Genomic DNA, 19,915 nt, shown 5'->3' on the forward strand with positions numbered 1-19,915 from the left:
TTCATTCATTGATATTTATCAAATAAACGTCTTTTAGTTCATTTTCGACAAAACAATTAATATTTCATCAATAACGTGGATATCTACACCTTCTTTATCTCGTAACAAACAAGCAACTTAATAAAAATCATTATCACAATGTTAATTTCACGAAAAATAAAACAGAAGAATAAATTTATTTTCAAAATACACATTTTTCATTTTTATAAAAACACCCTTTATTATTTTTGTGATCTTGTTCATGATTATTGATTTTTAAACACCATTTTTATTTCAACCGAAATAAAAACTAATACACAGCTACAAATCCATTAATTAAGAATTATCGTCAACACATTGAATTAATTAAAAAATAAAAACAATTGATGCAATAAATAAACTTTCATATATAAAAATACTTTCAACAGACAACAAAATTCAATTTGAAAATAACTCACACTTAAGAATGCGAATATTGATATAAATCAAACTTACCTACCCCGCATTAAAGTAATAATTATAAAAGATTGAAATAGACACAACACCAATCATAAAAAAAGAAAAAACCATCCATAAAGCAATAAATAAAAAGTATAAGGCAGAATAAACCGTCATTTATAAAAATAAAAATCAGATCCTCATCATTCCAATGAAAATATTTTTTCCTTTGATGATTTATATTTTAATTCCATAGAGGTAATCCAATGAATAAAGGCAATGTATGGTTAGTGGGAGCCGGCCCTGGTGATGCAGGTTTAATCACCGTCAAAGGGCTGCACTGTATCCGAACTGCGGATGTCATTGTCCATGACCGTCTCGTCAATCCTGAACTTATTGCTCAAGTACCAGACCACTGTGAAATTATTAATGTTGGGAAAGAGCATGATTACCACCCCATCCCACAAGAAGAGATTAATCAAATTCTGGTCAGGCATGCACAGGCGGGGAAACGGGTTGTTCGTCTAAAAGGCGGCGATCCTTATGTCTTCGGCCGTGGAGGGGAAGAAGCGGAAGTGCTGGCACAACATAGCATCAAATTTGAAATCATTCCGGGGATCAGTTCCGCAATTGGTGGATTAACCTATGCCGGCATTCCCGTCACTCACCGCAATTATGCATCGAGTTTCCATGTTGTGACCGGACATACTTCTCAAGGCAACGAACAACAGAACTGGGAAATACTCGCCCAATTGGAAGGAACACTGGTTATTCTAATGGGAATGACCCGCCTGATGGAGATTTGCCAACAGTTGATGCTATATGGTAAATCCCCCACAACACCTGCTGCGGTGATCATGTATGCCAGCCATCCCAAACAAGAAAGCGTTACAGGCACACTCGAAACTCTGGCGGCAAAAGCGGAAGAGAAGGATCTACATGCACCCGCACTGATTGTGGTTGGTAATGTCGTCAATTTAGGAACAATGCTCTCCTTCCCTCCTACTCACGGAGCAATACCATGAGTGAACATGGCGGTAATATCATCGGCATTGCTCAACAATATGGTCTTCCAGCCAATGAGCTGATTGATTTCAGTGCCAATATCAATCCACTAGGTGCTCCAGAACGGGTTAAGACATTGATTAAAGATAGTCTTGTTGATATCGAAAAGTACCCAGATGTGGAATATCGCCACTTGCATCAGGCAATCGCAAAGACTCATCAATGCGATTACAATTCGGTAATAGCAGGTAATGGTGCAACAGAACTGATTTATACCGTCATCCGTTATCTCAATCCTAAGCGAACCTTGCTTCTTATCCCAGGATTTGCTGAATATCGACGAGCCTTGCAGCAAATTGGAACAGAAATTATCGACTATCCATTAACAGAGGAAGCCGGATTTCAGCCTGATTTACGCCTGCTGGATACACTTTCTACGACTCAACCTGATTGCGTTTTTATCGCTACGCCCAATAACCCTACCGGATTAATGCCAAATACCCAATTTATGCAATCGTTGGTGGAATATTGTGAGCAACAAAGGATCTCGCTGATTGTCGATGAATCCTTTATTGATTTTCTTCCTGATAACCGAGGGCTGATTCCGCAACTTACTGTCACTAAGCATCTTTATATCTTGCGTTCAATGACCAAGTTTTTTGCTATCCCTGGGTTACGCTTAGGCTATTTAGTCAGCGGAAATATAGCAGGGATCGCAGAGATGAAAAACCGACGTGAACCGTGGTCAATTAATGCCTTTGCTGCGCGAGTTGGTGAGATTTTATTTGATGAACATGACTATATTGCTGCAACACATCAATGGCTAACATCACAGCAACATTATCTATGGACTCAGCTTTCAACTTTCCCTGAACTAACTATCTGGCCGCCATCAGCTAATTTCCTGTTCTTTCGCAGCAATCACCCCAATGTTGATCTATGGCATGCGTTACTTAAACATCGATTGTTGATTCGCCATTGTAAAAATTATGCAGGATTAGACGAACGTTATTATCGCATTGCTGTGCGCAGTGAGTGGGAAAATCAGCGCCTGATCACAGCCATGCAGCAGGTTTTTGCCTATGGCTGAAGCCGCTTGTCCCGCTTCCTGTGGAGAACTGCTACAAGGATGGCTGTTTGGGGGAGAAAAGTTAATCTCCTGCCCAATCAATTGGTTCAGTTGTGTTTCCGTTAGTGAAGGTATTCCCATACCCCATGAACGACCACGTATGCGCCAGATGGTAAATTTACTGCTGGATTACTGGCAGGAGCCGCCAGAATTAACTTTTGGTTTGCGTATTGAGTATCAATCGACCATTCCAATCGCCAAAGGCATGGCCAGCAGCACAGCAGATATTGCCGCTACCGCCCAAGCCACTGCCAGATTATTGGGCAAACCACTGAAAAGCACAGAGCTAGCGCAACTCTGTGTCAAACTGGAACCCACTGACAGTACGATATTCGAACGATTAACCTTGTTTGATCATCTCACCGCCCAAACGCAAATCCCTTTCGATTGGCAACCGAATATCGATATTTTGCTGTTGGAAAGTCCACAAACCATTTTGACAGAAGAATATCACCAACAGGATCATCGCGCACAATGGCGGAATAACACCTGTTTATTCCAACAAGCATGGTGGCAATTCCATACAGCGAACCAACAGCATGATAACTGCCGCCTTGGGGAAGCTTGCACATTAAGCGCCATCGCCAGCCAATCGATACTACCGAAACCCTGTTTTGATCAACTGAGAGATTTAGTCGAACAGACAGGCATTTATGGCCTGAATGTTGCTCATAGCGGCAGTATCATTGGCTTGTTATTCAATTCACATCGCCATGACGTAAATTACCTGCGCTGGTGGCTGCATCAAAAAAAGATTTCTGAGCACTATCCGAAAATTCACCAAGTCAAACTCATTGCGGGTGGTGTTCGCTGAAATCTATACACATCTTCACGTTTTCCTTATTATAAGTAACATAATTTAAACAATGAATTAAACCCTATGGAAAATACAACTCTAACACCCGCTACAATTGACACCTTTATGTCACTCGACATTCGCGTTGGCAAAATCATCAATTTCTCCCACCTCAAGGCGGGTGGCAGGATTTAAATCCGAAGTCTTGGTTTTGGCCGCAGTTTGTGACGAGCAAGGAACCGTCCTTATCCAACCAGAAAGAAACGTGGAATTAGGCACCCGCATGCTGTAATTTTTAAGTCGTAAAGTAAAAAGGAATACCATGAGAACACAAAAAAGATGTATGGGTTACGTTGCTATCGTTGTAGATGATTACGATAAAGCTATCGACTATTACACCAATAAATTGGGATTTACGTTAGTAGAAGATACGCCACAACCAGGAAAAAGATGGGTTGTTGTCACTCCAAATCCTGAAAGTGATTGCAACTTACTGCTGGCAAGAGCATCTAACGAAAGGCAAGAAGCGTTTATTGGTAACCAATGTGGTGGGCGGGTGTTCTTGTTCCTGCAAACTGATGACTTTTGGCGCGATTATCACAAAATGAAAGAAAATGGCGTCCATTTCTGTGAGGAACCCCGTCAGGAAGAATATGGTATGGTAGTCGTTTTTGAAGATATTTATGGGAACCGTTGGGATTTATATCAAAATGCGGTCGCTTAGAAAACACTTATAAATATTACTATTAGCCCAATTATATTGGGCTATATTTAATTATGTGTATATTTATAGAAACAAACCTTGATCATTAATAACAACACCATTTATTTTTTTACTATTAAAATTAACATCTCCAAATAAATGTTAACCACATCCCCTTACTTGATAATATAATTTCAACTAGTGATATAATTTTTAAATCGAGCTGCTATTTTTTATATTTTATATATCCTTGCCAATATGTTTAGAATACCAATAGAAATAATTTATCTTTATAACACATCTATTAATAAAATAGATCCCAACCATAAGTAGAAACTCCATCATTATAGGTAATCCTAAAATGATATCGCAATCCATAGTAAATACATTGCCAAAAACAAATAAACTATATATTAAAAAACGTAAGATATATTTCAACCAACCTTAAAAATAGGATAACACCTTATGAATACAATCAATATAAATATAAGTGGTAGTACCGTTACAGTCATAAGTAATAACGACACTAATCCAGAACCATTAACTTATAATACAAACACACCAGCATCAGAGCCTCTTACAGTCAGTCCTTATAGGGATATGACCATAGAGCCACACTCTTCTATTGAAGCAATAAGAATTGATACGCCGATTATTCCCGAAACACGCCCCAATTACTATGTAGCTAATTCTGGTCCCGCATCATCAGTTAAGGCTGTTTTCTATTGGTCTCATTCTTTCACATCACAATGGTTCGAATATTCCTCTATCACAGTGAAAGCTGGTGAAGACGGCATATTACCATCACCGAGTAATTCTTTATATTACAGTAAAGTTGTCATTTATAATAACACCGATCAGAGAGCCTTTGTTACTGGATATAACAAATGATGGCTTATAAAGCATGTATAACCCCTAATTTTAAACTCTAAAAATAGATAATTAAATGACTATTTAACTACAGCGCTATTTAATTAATGCATTAAGGTAAAATAAAATTATGAATACCACATCGATTAATGTATCTGAAAGTAAAAAATTACCTGAACTCACTAACGCCATGCTTATTGTGCCTTATACAACATCTACTCCTGATTATGAATGGGATATGTCATCAATTATAAAGGATGCTATTATTGGTGGCGTAGGGTTTATTCCAGGAGCAGGTCCTGCAATGTCCTTCCTATTGGGACTTTTTTGGCCTCAACAGAAAGATAATACATGGGAGCAGATCCTCCAAAAAGTAGAACAGATGATAGAGAACGCCGTTCTGCAAACTATTAAAGGTATACTTAATGGAGATATACAAGAGATCAAAGGAAAAATGGAACATGTGAAATATATGCTAGAAACCTCACCTGGTAGTCAGGAAAGTCATGAAGCATATATGTTTCTGGCCAGATATCTGGTGAGTATAGATGAAAAATTTAAGTCCTTTGATAATAAAACAAACTATCAGATCATGCCGATGTACACCAATACGATTATGTTGCAGATCCCTTATTGGAAAATGGGGATCGAAAAGAAATCGGATATTGGTCTGACAGAGATTGAAGTCAATGAGTTAAAACAACTTATCGACAAATTAGTTGAAAAATCTAAGAATTATATTCATACAATGTATACGAATGAATATAATGATGCTCTCAATACATCAACCGCATCGAATGTCACTAACAATTTACTCTCTGTAAGAGGATATTGTTTATTACATGGTTTAGAGTGTCTTGAGTTAATTGAACATCTACAAAATAATAGCCTAGAAAGTGGTTTCTATCCTAAAACTATCAGTTATTCAACTGTGTTTGATCGTCAGACTAACAAAATGAGAATTCAGGCTCTTACAAAAGACGATAAAATGCAAGAACCCTTTAAGCCATCTTTAATCAACGGCAAATACAATAAAATACAATCCTTGCTTGGATATGTACAAAGAATTGGGAATGCACCTAGAGTAGGTGGTATTAAAATCACCTTTGCCAACGGTTCATCCTATACACTTGGCACAGTAACATCAGAAACGAGTTCAATTGAACTCAATGATAGTATTATCGAAAAATTGGAAGTGTGGGGCAATGGCGCTGTTGATGAGGCGTTATTTACGTTAAGTGATGGACGTCAACTCAGAGTCGGTGAGCGCTACGCGACAAAATACAGAAAATATGCTGTTGATGGACACTATATTGCAGGACTGTACTTAGCCAGTGATGAGCCTTCACTTGCCGGTCAAGCCGCAGGTATTGCCGTTTCATACCATATGTTGGATGATAAAAAATAATACCTGACTAATAGAATTCGAGTTGTAGATCAGCTCCTCTGGTTACAGAGCTAATTATGTAGCCAGGGGTAATTTTTTCCCGTATATACTCCAGTTTCACCTCGCCATGAGAATCAACAAATCATAAAACCAAACATATGTTTGTAATTTCTATAAATCAATCCAACACTCTGTTTTAAAAGAGATTATAACAGGATAAAATATAGTTAACTCACTTGATGTATTTAGCTATATGATTTTTCTGAATTTTTCAGCATAACATTCGAGATGAACATCACATTTTTATGTCATTTGCTGGCTTTATCAATCTTACGATCATATTCTCATAATAAGAAAGAAATATAAAAATAGTCTTTACTGTCTGTAAGACATGAAATAAAACATCAGGGCAAAAAAACAACTAAAGGTATGATATGTCAAAAAGGGAAAACCAGATATTGCAACTTCTAAAGCGTGATCCTTTCATTCAGCAACAAGAAATTGCTGATATTCTCGGCATCAGTCGCTCATGTGTTGCAGGACATATTATGAACCTAAGTAAAAAAGGTTATATTAAAGGTAAAGGGTATATTTTATCTAACGATGTTTATACTGTGACTATTGGTGCAGCTAATATAGACTTAACAAGCTATACCTCGGCCAAATTAATTTATGAAGATTCCAACCCAGGGAAAATTATTTCTACACCAGGTGGCGTAGGAAGGAATATTTCTCAAAATATTGCGTTATTAAAAAATGAAAGTTATTTAATTTCCGTTATCGGTGACGATTCAAACGGCAACGTGCTGTTTGATCATACAAAATCGACCGGTGTTAATGTTAACTATTTCTATAAATTAGATGGCGAAAAAACCTCAATCTGTAATTCTGTTATAGATGAAAATGGAAAATGTGTCGTCACAGTTAATGATATGAGTATTTTGGAAAAATTAACGCCTACGTTATTATCTCAGGCCAAATCTTTAATTCAGCACGCTAATGTGTTAGTTATTGACTGTAATTTAACTGAAGAAGCCCTAAAATGGCTATTTAATAATTCCGGTAATATTCCAATTTTTGTTGACACAGTTTCAAGATCCAAAGCATCCAAAATTCGCCACTTCCTGTCGCATATTCATACCTTAAAACCCAATCGAACTGAAGCAGAAATCCTTAGCGGCATAAAAATTGAAACTCAAAAAGATGCTGCTGATGCAGCACACTGGTTTCATCAACATGGCGTCCAGCGCTTAATTTTGAGTATGGATGCAGAAGGTGTTTATTACAGTGAAATGGATAATACATCAGGATGTTCAAGTGCAATCAATACCCATATTATTAATGCCAATGGCGCAGGTGATGCCATGATGGCTGGCCTTGTACATTGCTGGTTAGAGGGCATGGAACTGAAAGAAAGTGTTCGCTTTGCACAACAATGTTCAGCACTAACACTCTCTTCGGAAAATATTGAAATACTTCCCAAGAATCGTATGTATTTTTGAACGACAAAATTAGAACCATCTGATATATGGAACCGGATTTATCATTCTTATCATACCTGTCAGTCCGAAATTAAAGAGCAATTCTTTGATCTCACATGAATAATTCAGGTATTCGTGTACCACCCTGGCATTACATATCAACATTAATGTTATTTCCTGCTAGAATTCGCGGCGTGAAATAGGCATTATCGTGATGAATTAACAAAAAATAATACCAACAGGGTTAATTAAATGGAAAGTATGTGCCAGAAACTAAAAATTCTGCGTAAAGTTGATAACTTCTTAATGGCTCATAAGCCCAATCACAGCACAGGTATTAAGCGATTTATTTTAGAGTTTCTTTTTTTTGGATTGATTAATGCACGCTCGTGCTTATTTGCTGGTTTCTTTTTTTTGGCTTTATTTTTGGTTCCAGCAAAAGGCATCGTGGGCATACCACGTTATGATGTACTATTAGTATTTGCGTTGACCTTTCAAGCATTACTGATATGGTCAAAACTAGAAACATGGGATGAATTGAAAGCGATCTGTGTCTTCCACTTCGTCGGTTTTATGATGGAGCTATTTAAAACATCAGCATCTATTAGTTCATGGCAATATCCTGATGCTGCGTTTACTAAGCTTTGGGGAGTGCCACTATTTACAGGTTTTATGTATGCGGCCGTAGGGAGCTACATTATACAGTCGTGGCGATTTTTTAAAGTACGTATTGAGCATTACCCACCTTATTGGATGGCAACACTGGTGGCACTGGCAATTTATGTCAACTTCTTTAGTCATCATTATATTGATGATTATCGCTGGTACTTAACTGCTTTTATTTGTGGTTTGTATGCACGCGGTACTGTTTTTTATACGCCGCTGGATAAAGAACGCAGTATGCCACTATTACTTGCTTTTATACTGATTGGTTTTTTTATTTGGTTAGCGGAAAACTTCGGTACCTTCTTTGGGATCTGGCAATACCCGAATCAATTAGGCGCTTGGTCTGTTGTTCATGCAGGAAAATGGGGTGCATGGTCATTGTTGGTGGTTGTGACCTTTACGATTGTAGTTCACCTTAAACATATTAAAGCGAATGTGACAATTGCCCGTTAATTTAGAAATGTCCCTTTTTCATGCATAACAGTATGAAACGCTCATACTCCCAATAATTAGATCCTGTGATAAATTCCCTACTTTTTATTGTGGGTGAGATAGGGCTAAAGTGGATGTGGTTTGTCGCTACTGTCACAAAACAGAAGCGGTTAAAGGATATGGAAAAGGAAGCAGTGGACATCCCCGTTATCGGTCATGCTCCCAATGATTAGATCTTGTGATAAACTCCCTGCTTTTTATTATGGGGTGAGAGATGGCTAAAGTTGATGTGGTTTGTCGTTACTGTCATAAAACAGAAGAGGTTAAAGGGCATGGAAAAGGGCGTACTGGTCATCCCCGCTATCACTGCTATGCCTGCCGTAAAACCTTTCAACTGAATTATGCCTATCAAGCCTGTTATCCCGGCGTGAAAGAGCAAATTATTGATATGGCAGTGAATAACTCCGGTGTCAGGGACACGGCTCGGGTTCTGAAAGTCGGCATTAACACCGTCATTCGCACATTAAAAAACTCACACCAAGACAAGTGACTACGCTGCCGCTTGCGGGCAGTGAGATTCATCTTGTCTGTGAAATAGATGAGCAGTGGTCATTTGTCGGTAATAAGAAAAATCAACGCTGGCTCTGGTATGCCTGGGAGCCGAATAAGAAACGGGTAGTGGCACATGTGTTTGGGGATCGCAGCAGGAAAACATTGAAAAAGCTGCTGGCACTCTTGTCTCCTTTTACTATCCGGTTTTACTGTACAGATGATTATGCCGTTTACGATTGCCTGCCTCAGGAAAAACACCTCACGGGAAAGAAATTTACCCAACGTATCGAGAGAACAAATCTTACGCTTCGTATCCGGATAAAGAGGCTGAATAGAAAAACAATAGGTTATTCCAAATCCGAAGAGATGCATGACAAAGTGGTAGGTACGTTCATTGAACGTGAATACTATATTTCATAACAGATCTAATCATTGGGAGCATGACCCGAACAAGGCGGCACATAAAATCGAACTGGTTTTCGTTGAGTAAATAATAGCGATTGTACTTAATTCCTCGCGCCCCAACCTCTTTCACTGCTGCGATTTCAAATGACGGCAGTGAACCAAACTCCCTTAGCTGCTTAATGTTGGCTTTGATTAGCTTGTATAAGCTACGGTGTTGTAATCCGACACGCTTTGCAAACAAGCGGCTATCTATTCTCGATTCAGTTCTGTGCTGAACTAAAATAGGCTCTTGGCTGTTTTCAGTGTGAGCAAGCCCCTGACCATTTAAGGCCATATTTTTAGATGTCATCGTTTTACCCTGTCTTAATTAATTTGATTTTCGGCTATATGGGTTATTTACGTTCTCTACTGTTGGCGGGTTACGCACCCACCATAGAATATCGCTTAATAACCATGCGCAGGAATTACGCCCAAAATGACAACGAGGTGGGAATAAACCTAATCCCTCTAATTTATGGCAATGGCTGCGAGAAATACCGGATATTCTTTCCCGTTCTCTTTCCCTTATCCGCCTTTCAATTTCGCCATATGCAGAAAGAATATATTTCCGCTGTTCGTCGGTAGGTAATATAAATTTTGTCATTACATCACCTCGCTGCGTGATTCAGCAATACGTTGTGATATCCAGTCATCTATTTCTGATTCAATAAAAGCGACTGAGCGAGTACCAATCTTGACTTGCTTAGGAAATTTATTATCTGCAATAAGTTTGTAGATCCACGCTTTACCGTAGCCAGTTCTGCGCTGAACTTCGGGTAAGCGGATAAGGTTTGTTTTAGGGATTGTGATTGCTGGCATATTGCCCTCCTGTTATCTAGTCCTTGATTTGCCTTAGTGGACGTTTGTTGATCACAGGGGTATTGAAGCGCTTTGAAATTAAAAATTCATACTGTTATAGCGTAAAGTGTATTCTCTACAACGTAGGGGGTACACTATGCAATGTAAGGCAACTATAATTTTATATTGTTTTCTTTGGCATAAAGAAAAATCCAGTTCCTTATAGTTATCGATGAGTAAAAGTAGTTTTTGTTTTCTAGCCATGATGCATAGTGTTCAGCCGCCTTCATCGTGGATTTAAAGTTATTTTTATTAATTTCCCAATCAGAACACACTATGCTTTTAGCTTCTCTATTTTTCTTATGTCTACTGTTTACTGCTTTATCTATATTTTTTCTTTTTTTTATCTCTGCTTTTTTCTGTTTGCCCATTAACTCATCTAATTCATTTTTAAGCTTTTCATTTTCAACTAAAATTTCTGAAATTTTATCTTCGTATTTTTGTTCTAAGTATGCCTCATTCATGAAATTTGATGACTTTCCAATTTTCAAAAAAATATCGCATATATGGGAAAAATAATATAGGTTTCCCACAGAATCTTTATAGTATTCCTCTGTCATACTAATAACATCTGCAATTAATGATAATGTCAGCGCAGCAAAATATTCACTAGGATTGGCATCAGTAAATCCCTCATTGGATTCGTTATCAGGCAACCACTCTAAAATGTCATAAAGAGCATCTATCTCATCTGTATTTTCATACGTTGGAATATCTCCTAAATCTGACTCATCACCAATAAAAACCCAATGTTCCCCATATCGACTAGACTCTGCTGCAAAGGGGTATAGATCTACATACTCATGTTCATATCTCATTTCTTGAGTTTTTTCTATTTCTAACTCAGTAATCGCCTCATTTTTTTTATCTTCAAAATAAACATCTATGAGTTCAAAAATTAATTTTTGAACCGTTATTATTTGGGTATCAGTTCTACTTTTTCTCTTTAAATGATATCTAGCCGAATTAGCTATTTCAGATAATTGTTCAAATCTATAACTAGGAATACTCCCAGACAATGGAGAAAACTCATTTGCCATACGTCACCTCACGCCCTCTATTGGTAGGAGCTATGCCAGCCCGTAGAGGTGTACGGGTTTTCGGGGATCAGCCTAGACATAGCTTTATTTTTAAGGTCTTGGATAGTCTACTAAAGTCGATAGTAACTGTCTATTGATACAGGCTTTTTGCAGATACAAAAAACCAGCCTTTTACTGGCTGGCTCTGTCGGTTGCTGGTGGCCTATGCGCGCTTAAATTTGCCGTGAACAACATTATTGCCGTTCTCTAATGCTTCCATATAATCGGCATACCATTGAAGCATCTCTCTGCGACCATCAATATACTGAGCATGGTTATATGTGCCACGAATAGAATTCTTATCGACGTGTGCAAGCTGTGTTTCAATCCACTCAGAGGGGTAATTTTGTTCGTGCAAAATAGTACTCATTGTGTGGCGGAATCCGTGGCCTGTTACGCGGCCTGCATAACCAATACGCCTGATTAATACACTTAATGCCATTTCACTCATCGGTTTATTTGCATCATTCCTGCCCTGAAAAACATATTTCCCTTGGCCTGTAATGGGCTTTAGTTGTTCTAAAATATCAATAGCCTGATTTGATAATGGAACAATATGAGGACGACGCATTTTCATTTTTGCAGCAGGTATTTCCCATTGCGCTTTATTAAAATCAACCTCTGACCATTCAGCCTTGCGTAATTCACCGGGACGAACGCCTGTTATTATTTGCAATCTCATTCCCATTTTCACCATAAAACTACCTGTATAAGTGTTGAAAGCTTTAAAGAACTCTGTCAGCTCATTAGCCATTAAGAACGCGTAATGTGTTTTTTTAGGTGTGATAAATGCGGATGCTAAATCAGGCGCTGGATTATATTCAGCTCTACCAGTAATAATTGCATGTTTCCACACTTCTCCGCAGCGTTGGCGCACTTTCCTTAATTTCTCCGTTGCCCCTCGATCATTTATCCGAGATAAGACTGCCATTAATTCCATAGGCTTAATTTCAACAATTGGTCTACTGCCTATGTAAGGGAAAACATCTTTTTCAAAGGTTTCCATCATTTCTTCTGCATAAGAAGAAGACCACCTATCAACGCGCTTCGAATACCATTCACGAGTTATGCTTTCGAAGGTATTATTAATTTCTCCCTGAGCTGCAAGTTTCTTTTGTTTTTTATCGTGATTAGGGTCAATACCTTCAGCTATTAATTTCTTGGCTTCATCGCGTTTCTTTCTGGCTTCTGCCAAAGAGATAAGCGGAAAGGTGCCAATAGCAAGCAGCTTTTCTTTTCCTGCGATACGGTATTTCAGTCTCCAATATTTAGAGCCGTTAACCTTTATCAACAGATACATACCACCACCATCCGATAGTTTAAAATCTTTATCTTGGGGTTTTGCTGTTTCAATCTGCCGAGCTGTTAGTTTCATATGTCTAGCATCCTCGCAACTGTGGGGGTACTTTTTTAGGAGTGTAAAAATATACCCCCATATATACCCCCTGATTGGGGTATATTGCAATAGATATCAGTAGACGACAATAGAGTGTGATTTTTGTTTTTATTTGATTTTACAGGAATTAGTAGACTTTCATTGACTTTGACAGAGGTTTATTTGGAGCGAGTGAAGGGAATCGAAGCCTCGTATAGAGCTTGGGAAGCTCTCGTTCTACCATTGAACTACACTCGCATCAACGAAGTGATGGCGTTAAATATATACCTCTTACTGAGTCTCAGCAAGTAGCATATCGTTAATATTTGTCTATATTTCAGTCAGTTGTTTAAGTTTTTTTGATGTATGTAAAAAACGCTCTGTCCGATTAACCGGACAGAGCGTTTAGCTGGTTTTAATCAAAAAATGATTATTTATGCGTATGTGGACGCATTGCAGGGAACAGGATAACGTCACGGATGGTATGGCTGTCAGTGAACAACATTATCATACGGTCGATACCAATTCCTAAGCCTGCTGTTGGCGGCAAGCCGTGCTCCAACGCAGTAATATAGTCTTCATCGTAGAACATCGCTTCGTCGTCACCCTGATCTTTCTGGCGAACCTGCTCTGCAAAGCGTTCTGCCTGATCTTCTGCGTCGTTCAACTCCGAGAAGCCGTTACCAATTTCACGACCACCGATGAAGAATTCAAAACGATCAGTAATGAATGGGTTGTCATCGTTACGGCGCGCCAGCGGAGAAACTTCTGCCGGATATTCTGTAATGAATGTTGGCTGAATCAGGTGACTTTCAGCGGTTTCTTCAAAGATTTCACAATGCACACGGCCTAAGCCCCAGCCCTTTTCAACATCAATGCCCAAGGATTTCGCGATAGCAACCGCTTTGTCCATATCATCCAGATCTGCCATGTTGGTCTCTGGACGATATTTGCAAATCGCTTCTTTCATGGTCATCTTGGCAAAAGGCTGACCAAAATCAAATTCTTGTTCGCCGTATTTCACCAATGTTGTACCCAGTACTTCTTGAGTCAAAGTACGGAACAGTTCTTCAATCAGTACGATCAAATCCTGATAATTCGCGTATGCCATGTAAAGTTCCATCATAGTGAACTCTGGGTTGTGGCGTGGTGAAACACCTTCATTACGGAAGTTGCGGTTGATTTCGAAAACACGCTCAAAACCACCGACAACCAAACGTTTCAGGTATAGTTCTGGCGCAATGCGCAGGTACATGTCGATATCCAGCGCGTTATGGTGCGTAATGAATGGACGCGCACTTGCACCGCCTGGGATCGCCTGCATCATTGGCGTTTCAACTTCCATGAAGCCTTTTTGGATCATGAAGCTGCGTAATGCCGACATCACGTGGGAACGGATCTGGAATGCCTTGCGTGATTCATCATTCGAGATCAGATCCAAATAACGCTGACGATAGCGAGTTTCCTGATCCGCCAAGCCGTGGAATTTATCCGGCAGAGGGCGCAATGCCTTAGTCAGCAAGCGCAACTCAGTACAATGGATAGAAAGTTCACCCGTTTGAGTTTTGAACAGCTTACCGCGAGCGCCTAAAATGTCACCCAAATCCCATTTCTTGAACTGAGTGTTGTAAATGCCTTCCGGCAGATCATCACGGGAAACGTAAATCTGAATGCGACCACCCATGTCTTGCAAGGTTGCAAAAGAGGCCTTCCCCATGATACGACGTGTCATCATACGACCAGCGACGGTTACTTCGATGTCAAGCTCTTCCAATTCTTCCTTAGTCTTGTCATCGTATTTAGTATGCAGATCTGCGGAAATGTTTTCGCGACGAAAATCATTTGGAAAAGCAATGCCGTTGCTACGCAGAGCAGCCAGTTTTTCACGGCGCGTTTTCAGTTCATTATTTAAATCAGGAGCCTGTTCAGCTCCCTGTTGTTGTTGTGACATTTTAGTTCCTTACAGGCCAGCTTTTAAGCTTGCTTCAATGAATTTGTCCAGATCCCCATCCAGCACAGATTGTGTATTGCGAGTTTCTACACCAGTACGCAAATCTTTAATGCGGGAATCATCCAAAACGTAAGAGCGAATCTGACTGCCCCAACCGATGTCCGATTTGTTATCTTCCATTGCTTGTTTATCTGCATTCTTCTTCTGCATTTCCAGTTCGTACAGTTTCGCTTTCAACTGTTTCATCGCCTGGTCTTTGTTTTTATGCTGAGAACGGTCTGTCTGGCATTGGGTGACAATACCCGTCGGTACGTGGGTGATACGTACTGCAGATTCGGTTTTGTTGACGTGCTGACCACCAGCACCAGAGGCACGGTATACATCAATGCGTAAATCAGCCGGATTGATTTCGATATCAATATCATCATCCACTTCTGGGTAGATAAAGGCAGAGCTGAATGATGTGTGACGACGACCACCTGAATCAAAAGGACTTTTACGTACCAGGCGATGAACACCCGTTTCTGTACGCAACCAACCGTAAGCATATTCACCTATGATCTTGATAGTGGCAGATTTCAAACCAGCAACATCACCATCAGACTCTTCAATAATCTCTGTCTTAAAACCTTTGGATTCTGCCCAACGCAGGTACATACGCATCAACATGCTGGCCCAATCCTGTGCTTCTGTACCGCCAGATCCCGCCTGAAGATCCAGATAGCAGTTTGCGCCGTCATATTGGCCAGAAAACATGCGACGAAATTCAAGTTGGCCTAGCTTCTCTTCCAACTGTTCCAACTCAGCAACTGCTTCATTGAAGGTTTCTTCGTCATCAGCTTCAACGGCCAACTCCAGCAGGCCGTTCACATCTTCCAATCCTTGAGTCAGCTGATCAATGGTTTCTACGATGCTTTCAAGTGATGAACGCTCTTTACCTAACGCCTGTGCCCGTTCCGGTTCATTCCAGACATCAGGCTGTTCGAGTTCAGCATTGACTTCTTCTAAACGTTCTTTCTTGGCATCATAGTCAAAGATACCCCCTCAGAACTGCTGTCCGCTCAGACAGGTCCTGAATGTGATTTTTTACCGGATTAATTTCAAACATATTTTGTGTCTTATACGTTGTGTTTTATGAATAAACGATGGCCGCATGGATATTTTCGAACCGTGTATTGTAGCGGATCTATCAAGGGGTTTATAGCCTTCGTCTTTTAAATGCAATTCGAGAAGCTAAGTTTATTCAATAAGGCCAAATATGCTGGATTAAAAGCTGAACATCGCGATTACCACGAAATTCGTTAATATCCAGTTTATAAGCCAATTCTACCGTCTTGACACTATTATCCGGCCAGCGACTGACATCAATATTAAATGCAATGCCATCTAACATTGGCCCACCATTTAATGGCTCAAGCATAACTTTCAGGTGCTTTTCACCCACAATGCGCTGTTGTAATAGCTTGAATTTGCCGTCAAAAACCGGTTCTGCGAACGCCTGCCCCCACGGGCCACCATCACGCAGAATTTCAGCAACTTCCAGCGATAATTCTTCCAATGCTAATTCACCGTCACTCCAGATAACACCTTCAAGTTGGGCTATATCCATCCAGTCTGCTACCAATTCGGAAAAATAGCGCTGAAAGAGGTCAAATTTATCTTGTTCAATTGACAACCCTGCTGCCATCGCATGACCACCAAATTTCAACATCAACCCTGGGTGCAGAGTATCAAGACGTTCAAGTGCATCTCGCATATGTAAACCATTTACGGAACGTCCTGAACCTTTCAAAGTGCCATCGCCTGCCGGAGCAAAAGCAATGACCGGACGGTGAAAACGCTCTTTAATACGTGATGCCAAAATACCCACAACCCCCTGATGCCATTCGGGATGGTAAATTGCTAATCCGTAAGGTAGCTGAGTATGGGTTCGCTCGATTTTATCGCAGATCAGCAAGGCTTCTTGCTGCATACCTTGTTCAATTTCTCGACGGGTTTGGTTTAAACCATCCAGCTCGCAAGCAATCTGACGAGCTTGCGCCATGTCATCGGCCAGTAATAATGCGACTCCAACGGACATATCATCCAGACGTCCGGCTGCATTTAATCGTGGCCCCAACGCAAATCCCAAATCACTGGCGGCCAATTTTGTCGATTCTCGTTTGGAAATTTCGAGCAACGCCCGTATTCCCGCACAGCAACGCCCGGCCCGAATACGATTGAGTCCTTGATATACCAGAATGCGGTTATTGGTATCGAGAGGAACCACGTCTGCCACTGTACCCAATGCCACTAAATCCAGCAGCTCCGCCAAATTGGGTAATGGGATGCCTTGTTGCTCAAACCATGTCAATTTGCGCAATTCAGCCCTGAGTGCAGACATCAGATAAAATGCAACACCAACCCCTGCCAACGCCTTAGAAGGAAAGGAGCAGTCAACTAAATTAGGGTTGATAATGGCGTCTGCGGCTGGCAGTATTTCGCCCGGTAAATGGTGATCAGTGACAATCACCTTGATGCCATGTTGATGTGCCGCGGCTACACCATCATGGGATGAGATCCCATTATCCACGGTAATAATCAGATCTGCGCTTCTTTTAACAACTTCATCAACTACCTGAACGCTTAATCCATAACCATCTTCAAAACGGTTTGGCACAAGATAGTCAAGGTTACGATATCCCATTGCACGCAAGGCGCGGATGCTCAATGCGGTACTGGTTGCCCCATCAGCATCAAAATCACCAACAATCACGATGCGCCAATGTTCATGTAATGCAGTGATAAGCAAGGCAACTGCCTGCTCAATGCCATTGAGGGATTGGTAATTGAGAAGTCCCTTTGCACTACGCTCCAGTTCATCAACTTGACGTATGCCACGCATAGCGTATAGACGGCGCAATAACGGATGAATATCGTTGGGAAGATGGCCAAGATCCGCCACTGGTCGGCGGCGGAGTTGTGTTTCTCTACTCACAGTTTTTTATTCACTAACTTGTATTTACTGAATGGGATAGGCCGATTTTGATTATTCACCATGATGTTCCAACGCAGCCTGCAAATCTTTCGGTGACAAGTAACCACCGAGCACACTGCCATCTTTTAGGACGATCGCCGGTGTGCCCTGAATACCAAACTGCAAACCTAGCTGATATTGTTTCGCGATATCTGTCTTGCATCCTTGAATTGGAGAGACTTTTTCGCCTTTGAAAACAGCATTCAGAGATTTGTTTGGTGTCGCACTGCACCAAATGGATTGCATATCTTTAGCTGATTGATGTTGCAAACCATGACGAGGAAACGCCAGGTAACGGACAGTAATCCCCAAGTCGTTGTATTCTTGCATACTCTCATGCAATTTACGGCAATAACCACAGGTAATATCAGTAAAAACAGTAACAACATGTTTTTCTTTTGGTGCTTTGTAAATAATCATTTGCTTTTTCAAAGCTTCCAGTTTTTTAACCAGAACCTGGTTGCCGATATTTTTGGGTATTTTGCCACTAATATCATACAGTGAGCCTTGTAACAGGTACTTACCATCATCAGATATATAAATAATGCCATGTTCGGTTAAAATAGAACTCACACCTGGCAGGGGTGATGGAGTGATACTTGCTGCCTTAATTCCCATCTTAGACAGGGTGTTATTGATAATGCTCTCATCAGCAAAGGCATTGCTGACAACAGTAGTCAACAGTAATGAAAAGCAAAACGCGATCTTCTTCATTATTTTTTCCTTTATTTTCACCTGCTCCACGGCTACCCGCGGGGATGATGTTGTTGATGCAGCACTTTAAGACGTTCGGTTGCTACATGAGTGTAAATTTGAGTTGTGGAGAGGTCACTATGACCTAATAGCATCTGCACAACACGTAAATCTGCACCATGATTGAGTAGATGTGTTGCAAAAGCATGGCGCAAGACATGAGGTGACAAACGTTCAACATCAATGCCTGCCAATACGGCATAATGTTTGATCCGATGCCAGAACGTCTGGCGTGTCATCTGCGTTCCCCGCTTACTGGGAAAAAATACATCAGATACAGAACCATTTAATAACCATGGACGTCCATATTCCAGATATTTTTCCAGCCAATAAACAGCCTCTTCTCCCAAAGGAACCAATCTTTCCTTATTTCCCTTACCCACAATTCTGACCACGCCCTGACGTAAGTTCACATCAGATAAGGTCAGGCCAACCAATTCTGAAACTCGCAATCCGCAAGCATAAAGCACTTCCAGCATAGCTTTATCCCGCAATTCGATGGGTTGGTCAACTAAAGGCGTGTTAAGCAAATCTTCAACTTGTTTTTCACTTAAGTCCTTAGGCAGACGTTTAGGCAACTTAGGCGCAGATAATAACGCTGTTGGATCATCTTCCCGCATTCTTTCACGATATAGATACTGAAACAACCGCCGCATTGCGCTCAGCAATCGTGCTGAGCTACTGGCTTTATAACCGCCATCCACGCGCTCAGACAAAAACGATTGTAATTCTATCGACTGCACTGAAAGTAAATCATGACCATAATGTACCAACCAATTGTTCAAGGCTTGTAAATCAAGTCGATAAGAAATCAAGGTATTTTCAGCCAGATCTTTTTCCAGCCAGATGGTATCAAGAAATTGCTCTATCAGAGGATTGATCGATGGATGTGGTTCCGTTGGATGCTGTTTAATATCATTATCTTCCAATGAATGGTTATCTGACAGGTGGTGTTTTTTTGGCATTATTTCTCCTTATTTCTCCTTTCTGTCTGCCTATCT

Annotated in this window: 19 protein-coding genes and 1 tRNA gene; 9 read left to right on the forward strand and 11 right to left on the reverse strand. The window is 40.4% G+C overall.

The window, feature by feature from the left end:
- Positions 1 to 683: 683 nt before the first annotated feature.
- From cobA to ACE1SE_RS14325, 9 genes are all read left to right on the forward strand, one after another.
- Positions 684 to 1,442: a uroporphyrinogen-III C-methyltransferase gene (gene cobA, locus ACE1SE_RS14285; protein WP_374051430.1), complete on the forward strand. Its 759-nt coding sequence runs from the start codon at positions 684 to 686 to the stop codon at positions 1,440 to 1,442.
- Positions 1,439 to 2,512 carry a threonine-phosphate decarboxylase CobD gene (gene cobD, locus ACE1SE_RS14290; protein ID WP_374051431.1) on the forward strand — a complete coding sequence of 358 codons (1,074 nt, stop codon included), beginning with the start codon at positions 1,439 to 1,441 and terminating at the stop codon, positions 2,510 to 2,512. Before cobA ends, cobD begins: the two co-directional genes overlap by 4 nt.
- Positions 2,505 to 3,365, forward strand: a complete 861-nt coding sequence (locus tag ACE1SE_RS14295; RefSeq protein WP_374051432.1) for a GHMP family kinase ATP-binding protein — start codon at positions 2,505 to 2,507, stop codon at positions 3,363 to 3,365. Before cobD ends, ACE1SE_RS14295 begins: the two co-directional genes overlap by 8 nt.
- A gap of 304 nt (positions 3,366 to 3,669) precedes the next feature.
- The gene (locus ACE1SE_RS14300) at positions 3,670 to 4,071 is read left to right on the forward strand and encodes a VOC family protein (protein ID WP_374051433.1); all 402 of its coding nucleotides are present in this window, start codon (positions 3,670 to 3,672) and stop codon (positions 4,069 to 4,071) included.
- Between the two features lie 444 nt (positions 4,072 to 4,515).
- Positions 4,516 to 4,941 carry a JHE-like toxin PirA gene (locus tag ACE1SE_RS14305; protein WP_374051434.1) on the forward strand — a complete coding sequence of 142 codons (426 nt, stop codon included), beginning with the start codon at positions 4,516 to 4,518 and terminating at the stop codon, positions 4,939 to 4,941.
- Between the two features lie 109 nt (positions 4,942 to 5,050).
- Entirely contained in the window at positions 5,051 to 6,328 is a 1,278-nt protein-coding gene (locus tag ACE1SE_RS14310) for an insecticidal delta-endotoxin domain-containing protein (protein ID WP_374051435.1), read from the forward strand.
- Between the two features lie 413 nt (positions 6,329 to 6,741).
- Positions 6,742 to 7,809, forward strand: a complete 1,068-nt coding sequence (locus ACE1SE_RS14315) for a PfkB family carbohydrate kinase (RefSeq protein WP_374051436.1) — start codon at positions 6,742 to 6,744, stop codon at positions 7,807 to 7,809.
- 231 nt (positions 7,810 to 8,040) lie between these two features.
- Positions 8,041 to 8,907 (forward strand): DUF817 domain-containing protein, encoded by an 867-nt coding sequence (locus tag ACE1SE_RS14320; protein WP_374051437.1) that lies wholly within the window; start codon positions 8,041 to 8,043, stop codon positions 8,905 to 8,907.
- Between the two features lie 253 nt (positions 8,908 to 9,160).
- Positions 9,161 to 9,858, forward strand: a protein-coding gene (locus ACE1SE_RS14325) for an IS1 family transposase (RefSeq protein ID WP_374050839.1) whose coding sequence is annotated in 2 segments (ribosomal slippage) — positions 9,161 to 9,410 and positions 9,410 to 9,858 — 699 coding nt in all. Because the reading frame shifts where the segments join, the coding sequence is not laid out codon by codon here.
- On the opposite strand, the gene ACE1SE_RS14330 is transcribed toward ACE1SE_RS14325, so the two are convergent.
- From ACE1SE_RS14330 to xerD, 11 genes are all read right to left on the reverse strand, one after another.
- A complete protein-coding gene (locus tag ACE1SE_RS14330) occupies positions 9,830 to 10,192 on the reverse strand; it encodes a Rha family transcriptional regulator (RefSeq protein WP_374051438.1) in 363 nt (120 codons plus the stop codon). The two genes, ACE1SE_RS14325 and ACE1SE_RS14330, sit on opposite strands and share 29 nt — an antisense overlap.
- Before the next feature lie 18 nt (positions 10,193 to 10,210).
- Entirely contained in the window at positions 10,211 to 10,486 is a 276-nt protein-coding gene (locus tag ACE1SE_RS14335) for an AlpA family phage regulatory protein (RefSeq protein ID WP_374051439.1), read from the reverse strand.
- Positions 10,486 to 10,701 carry a helix-turn-helix transcriptional regulator gene (locus ACE1SE_RS14340; protein ID WP_374051440.1) on the reverse strand — a complete coding sequence of 72 codons (216 nt, stop codon included), beginning with the start codon at positions 10,699 to 10,701 and terminating at the stop codon, positions 10,486 to 10,488. Before ACE1SE_RS14340 ends, ACE1SE_RS14335 begins: the two co-directional genes overlap by 1 nt.
- Positions 10,702 to 10,853: 152 nt before the next feature.
- Entirely contained in the window at positions 10,854 to 11,780 is a 927-nt protein-coding gene (locus ACE1SE_RS14345; protein ID WP_374051441.1) for a hypothetical protein, read from the reverse strand.
- A gap of 202 nt (positions 11,781 to 11,982) precedes the next feature.
- Entirely contained in the window at positions 11,983 to 13,194 is a 1,212-nt protein-coding gene (locus ACE1SE_RS14350) for a tyrosine-type recombinase/integrase (protein WP_374051442.1), read from the reverse strand.
- Positions 13,195 to 13,378: 184 nt separating this feature from the next.
- Positions 13,379 to 13,452, reverse strand: a tRNA-Gly gene (locus ACE1SE_RS14355).
- Between the two features lie 172 nt (positions 13,453 to 13,624).
- A complete protein-coding gene (gene lysS / locus ACE1SE_RS14360) occupies positions 13,625 to 15,145 on the reverse strand; it encodes a lysine--tRNA ligase (RefSeq protein ID WP_374051443.1) in 1,521 nt (506 codons plus the stop codon).
- A gap of 9 nt (positions 15,146 to 15,154) precedes the next feature.
- A protein-coding gene (gene prfB / locus ACE1SE_RS14365) for a peptide chain release factor 2 (RefSeq protein WP_374051444.1) occupies positions 15,155 to 16,253 on the reverse strand; the annotation gives its coding sequence in 2 pieces (ribosomal slippage) (positions 15,155 to 16,177 and positions 16,179 to 16,253; 1,098 coding nt in all).
- A gap of 135 nt (positions 16,254 to 16,388) precedes the next feature.
- A complete protein-coding gene (gene recJ, locus ACE1SE_RS14370; RefSeq protein ID WP_374051445.1) occupies positions 16,389 to 18,122 on the reverse strand; it encodes a single-stranded-DNA-specific exonuclease RecJ in 1,734 nt (577 codons plus the stop codon).
- A gap of 51 nt (positions 18,123 to 18,173) precedes the next feature.
- A complete protein-coding gene (dsbC, locus tag ACE1SE_RS14375) occupies positions 18,174 to 18,875 on the reverse strand; it encodes a bifunctional protein-disulfide isomerase/oxidoreductase DsbC (RefSeq protein ID WP_374051446.1) in 702 nt (233 codons plus the stop codon).
- A gap of 32 nt (positions 18,876 to 18,907) precedes the next feature.
- A complete protein-coding gene (gene xerD, locus ACE1SE_RS14380) occupies positions 18,908 to 19,879 on the reverse strand; it encodes a site-specific tyrosine recombinase XerD (protein ID WP_374051447.1) in 972 nt (323 codons plus the stop codon).
- Positions 19,880 to 19,915 lie beyond the last annotated feature (36 nt).

Source organism: Xenorhabdus taiwanensis, assembly GCF_036512875.1.
GTDB lineage: Bacteria > Pseudomonadota > Gammaproteobacteria > Enterobacterales > Enterobacteriaceae > Xenorhabdus > Xenorhabdus taiwanensis.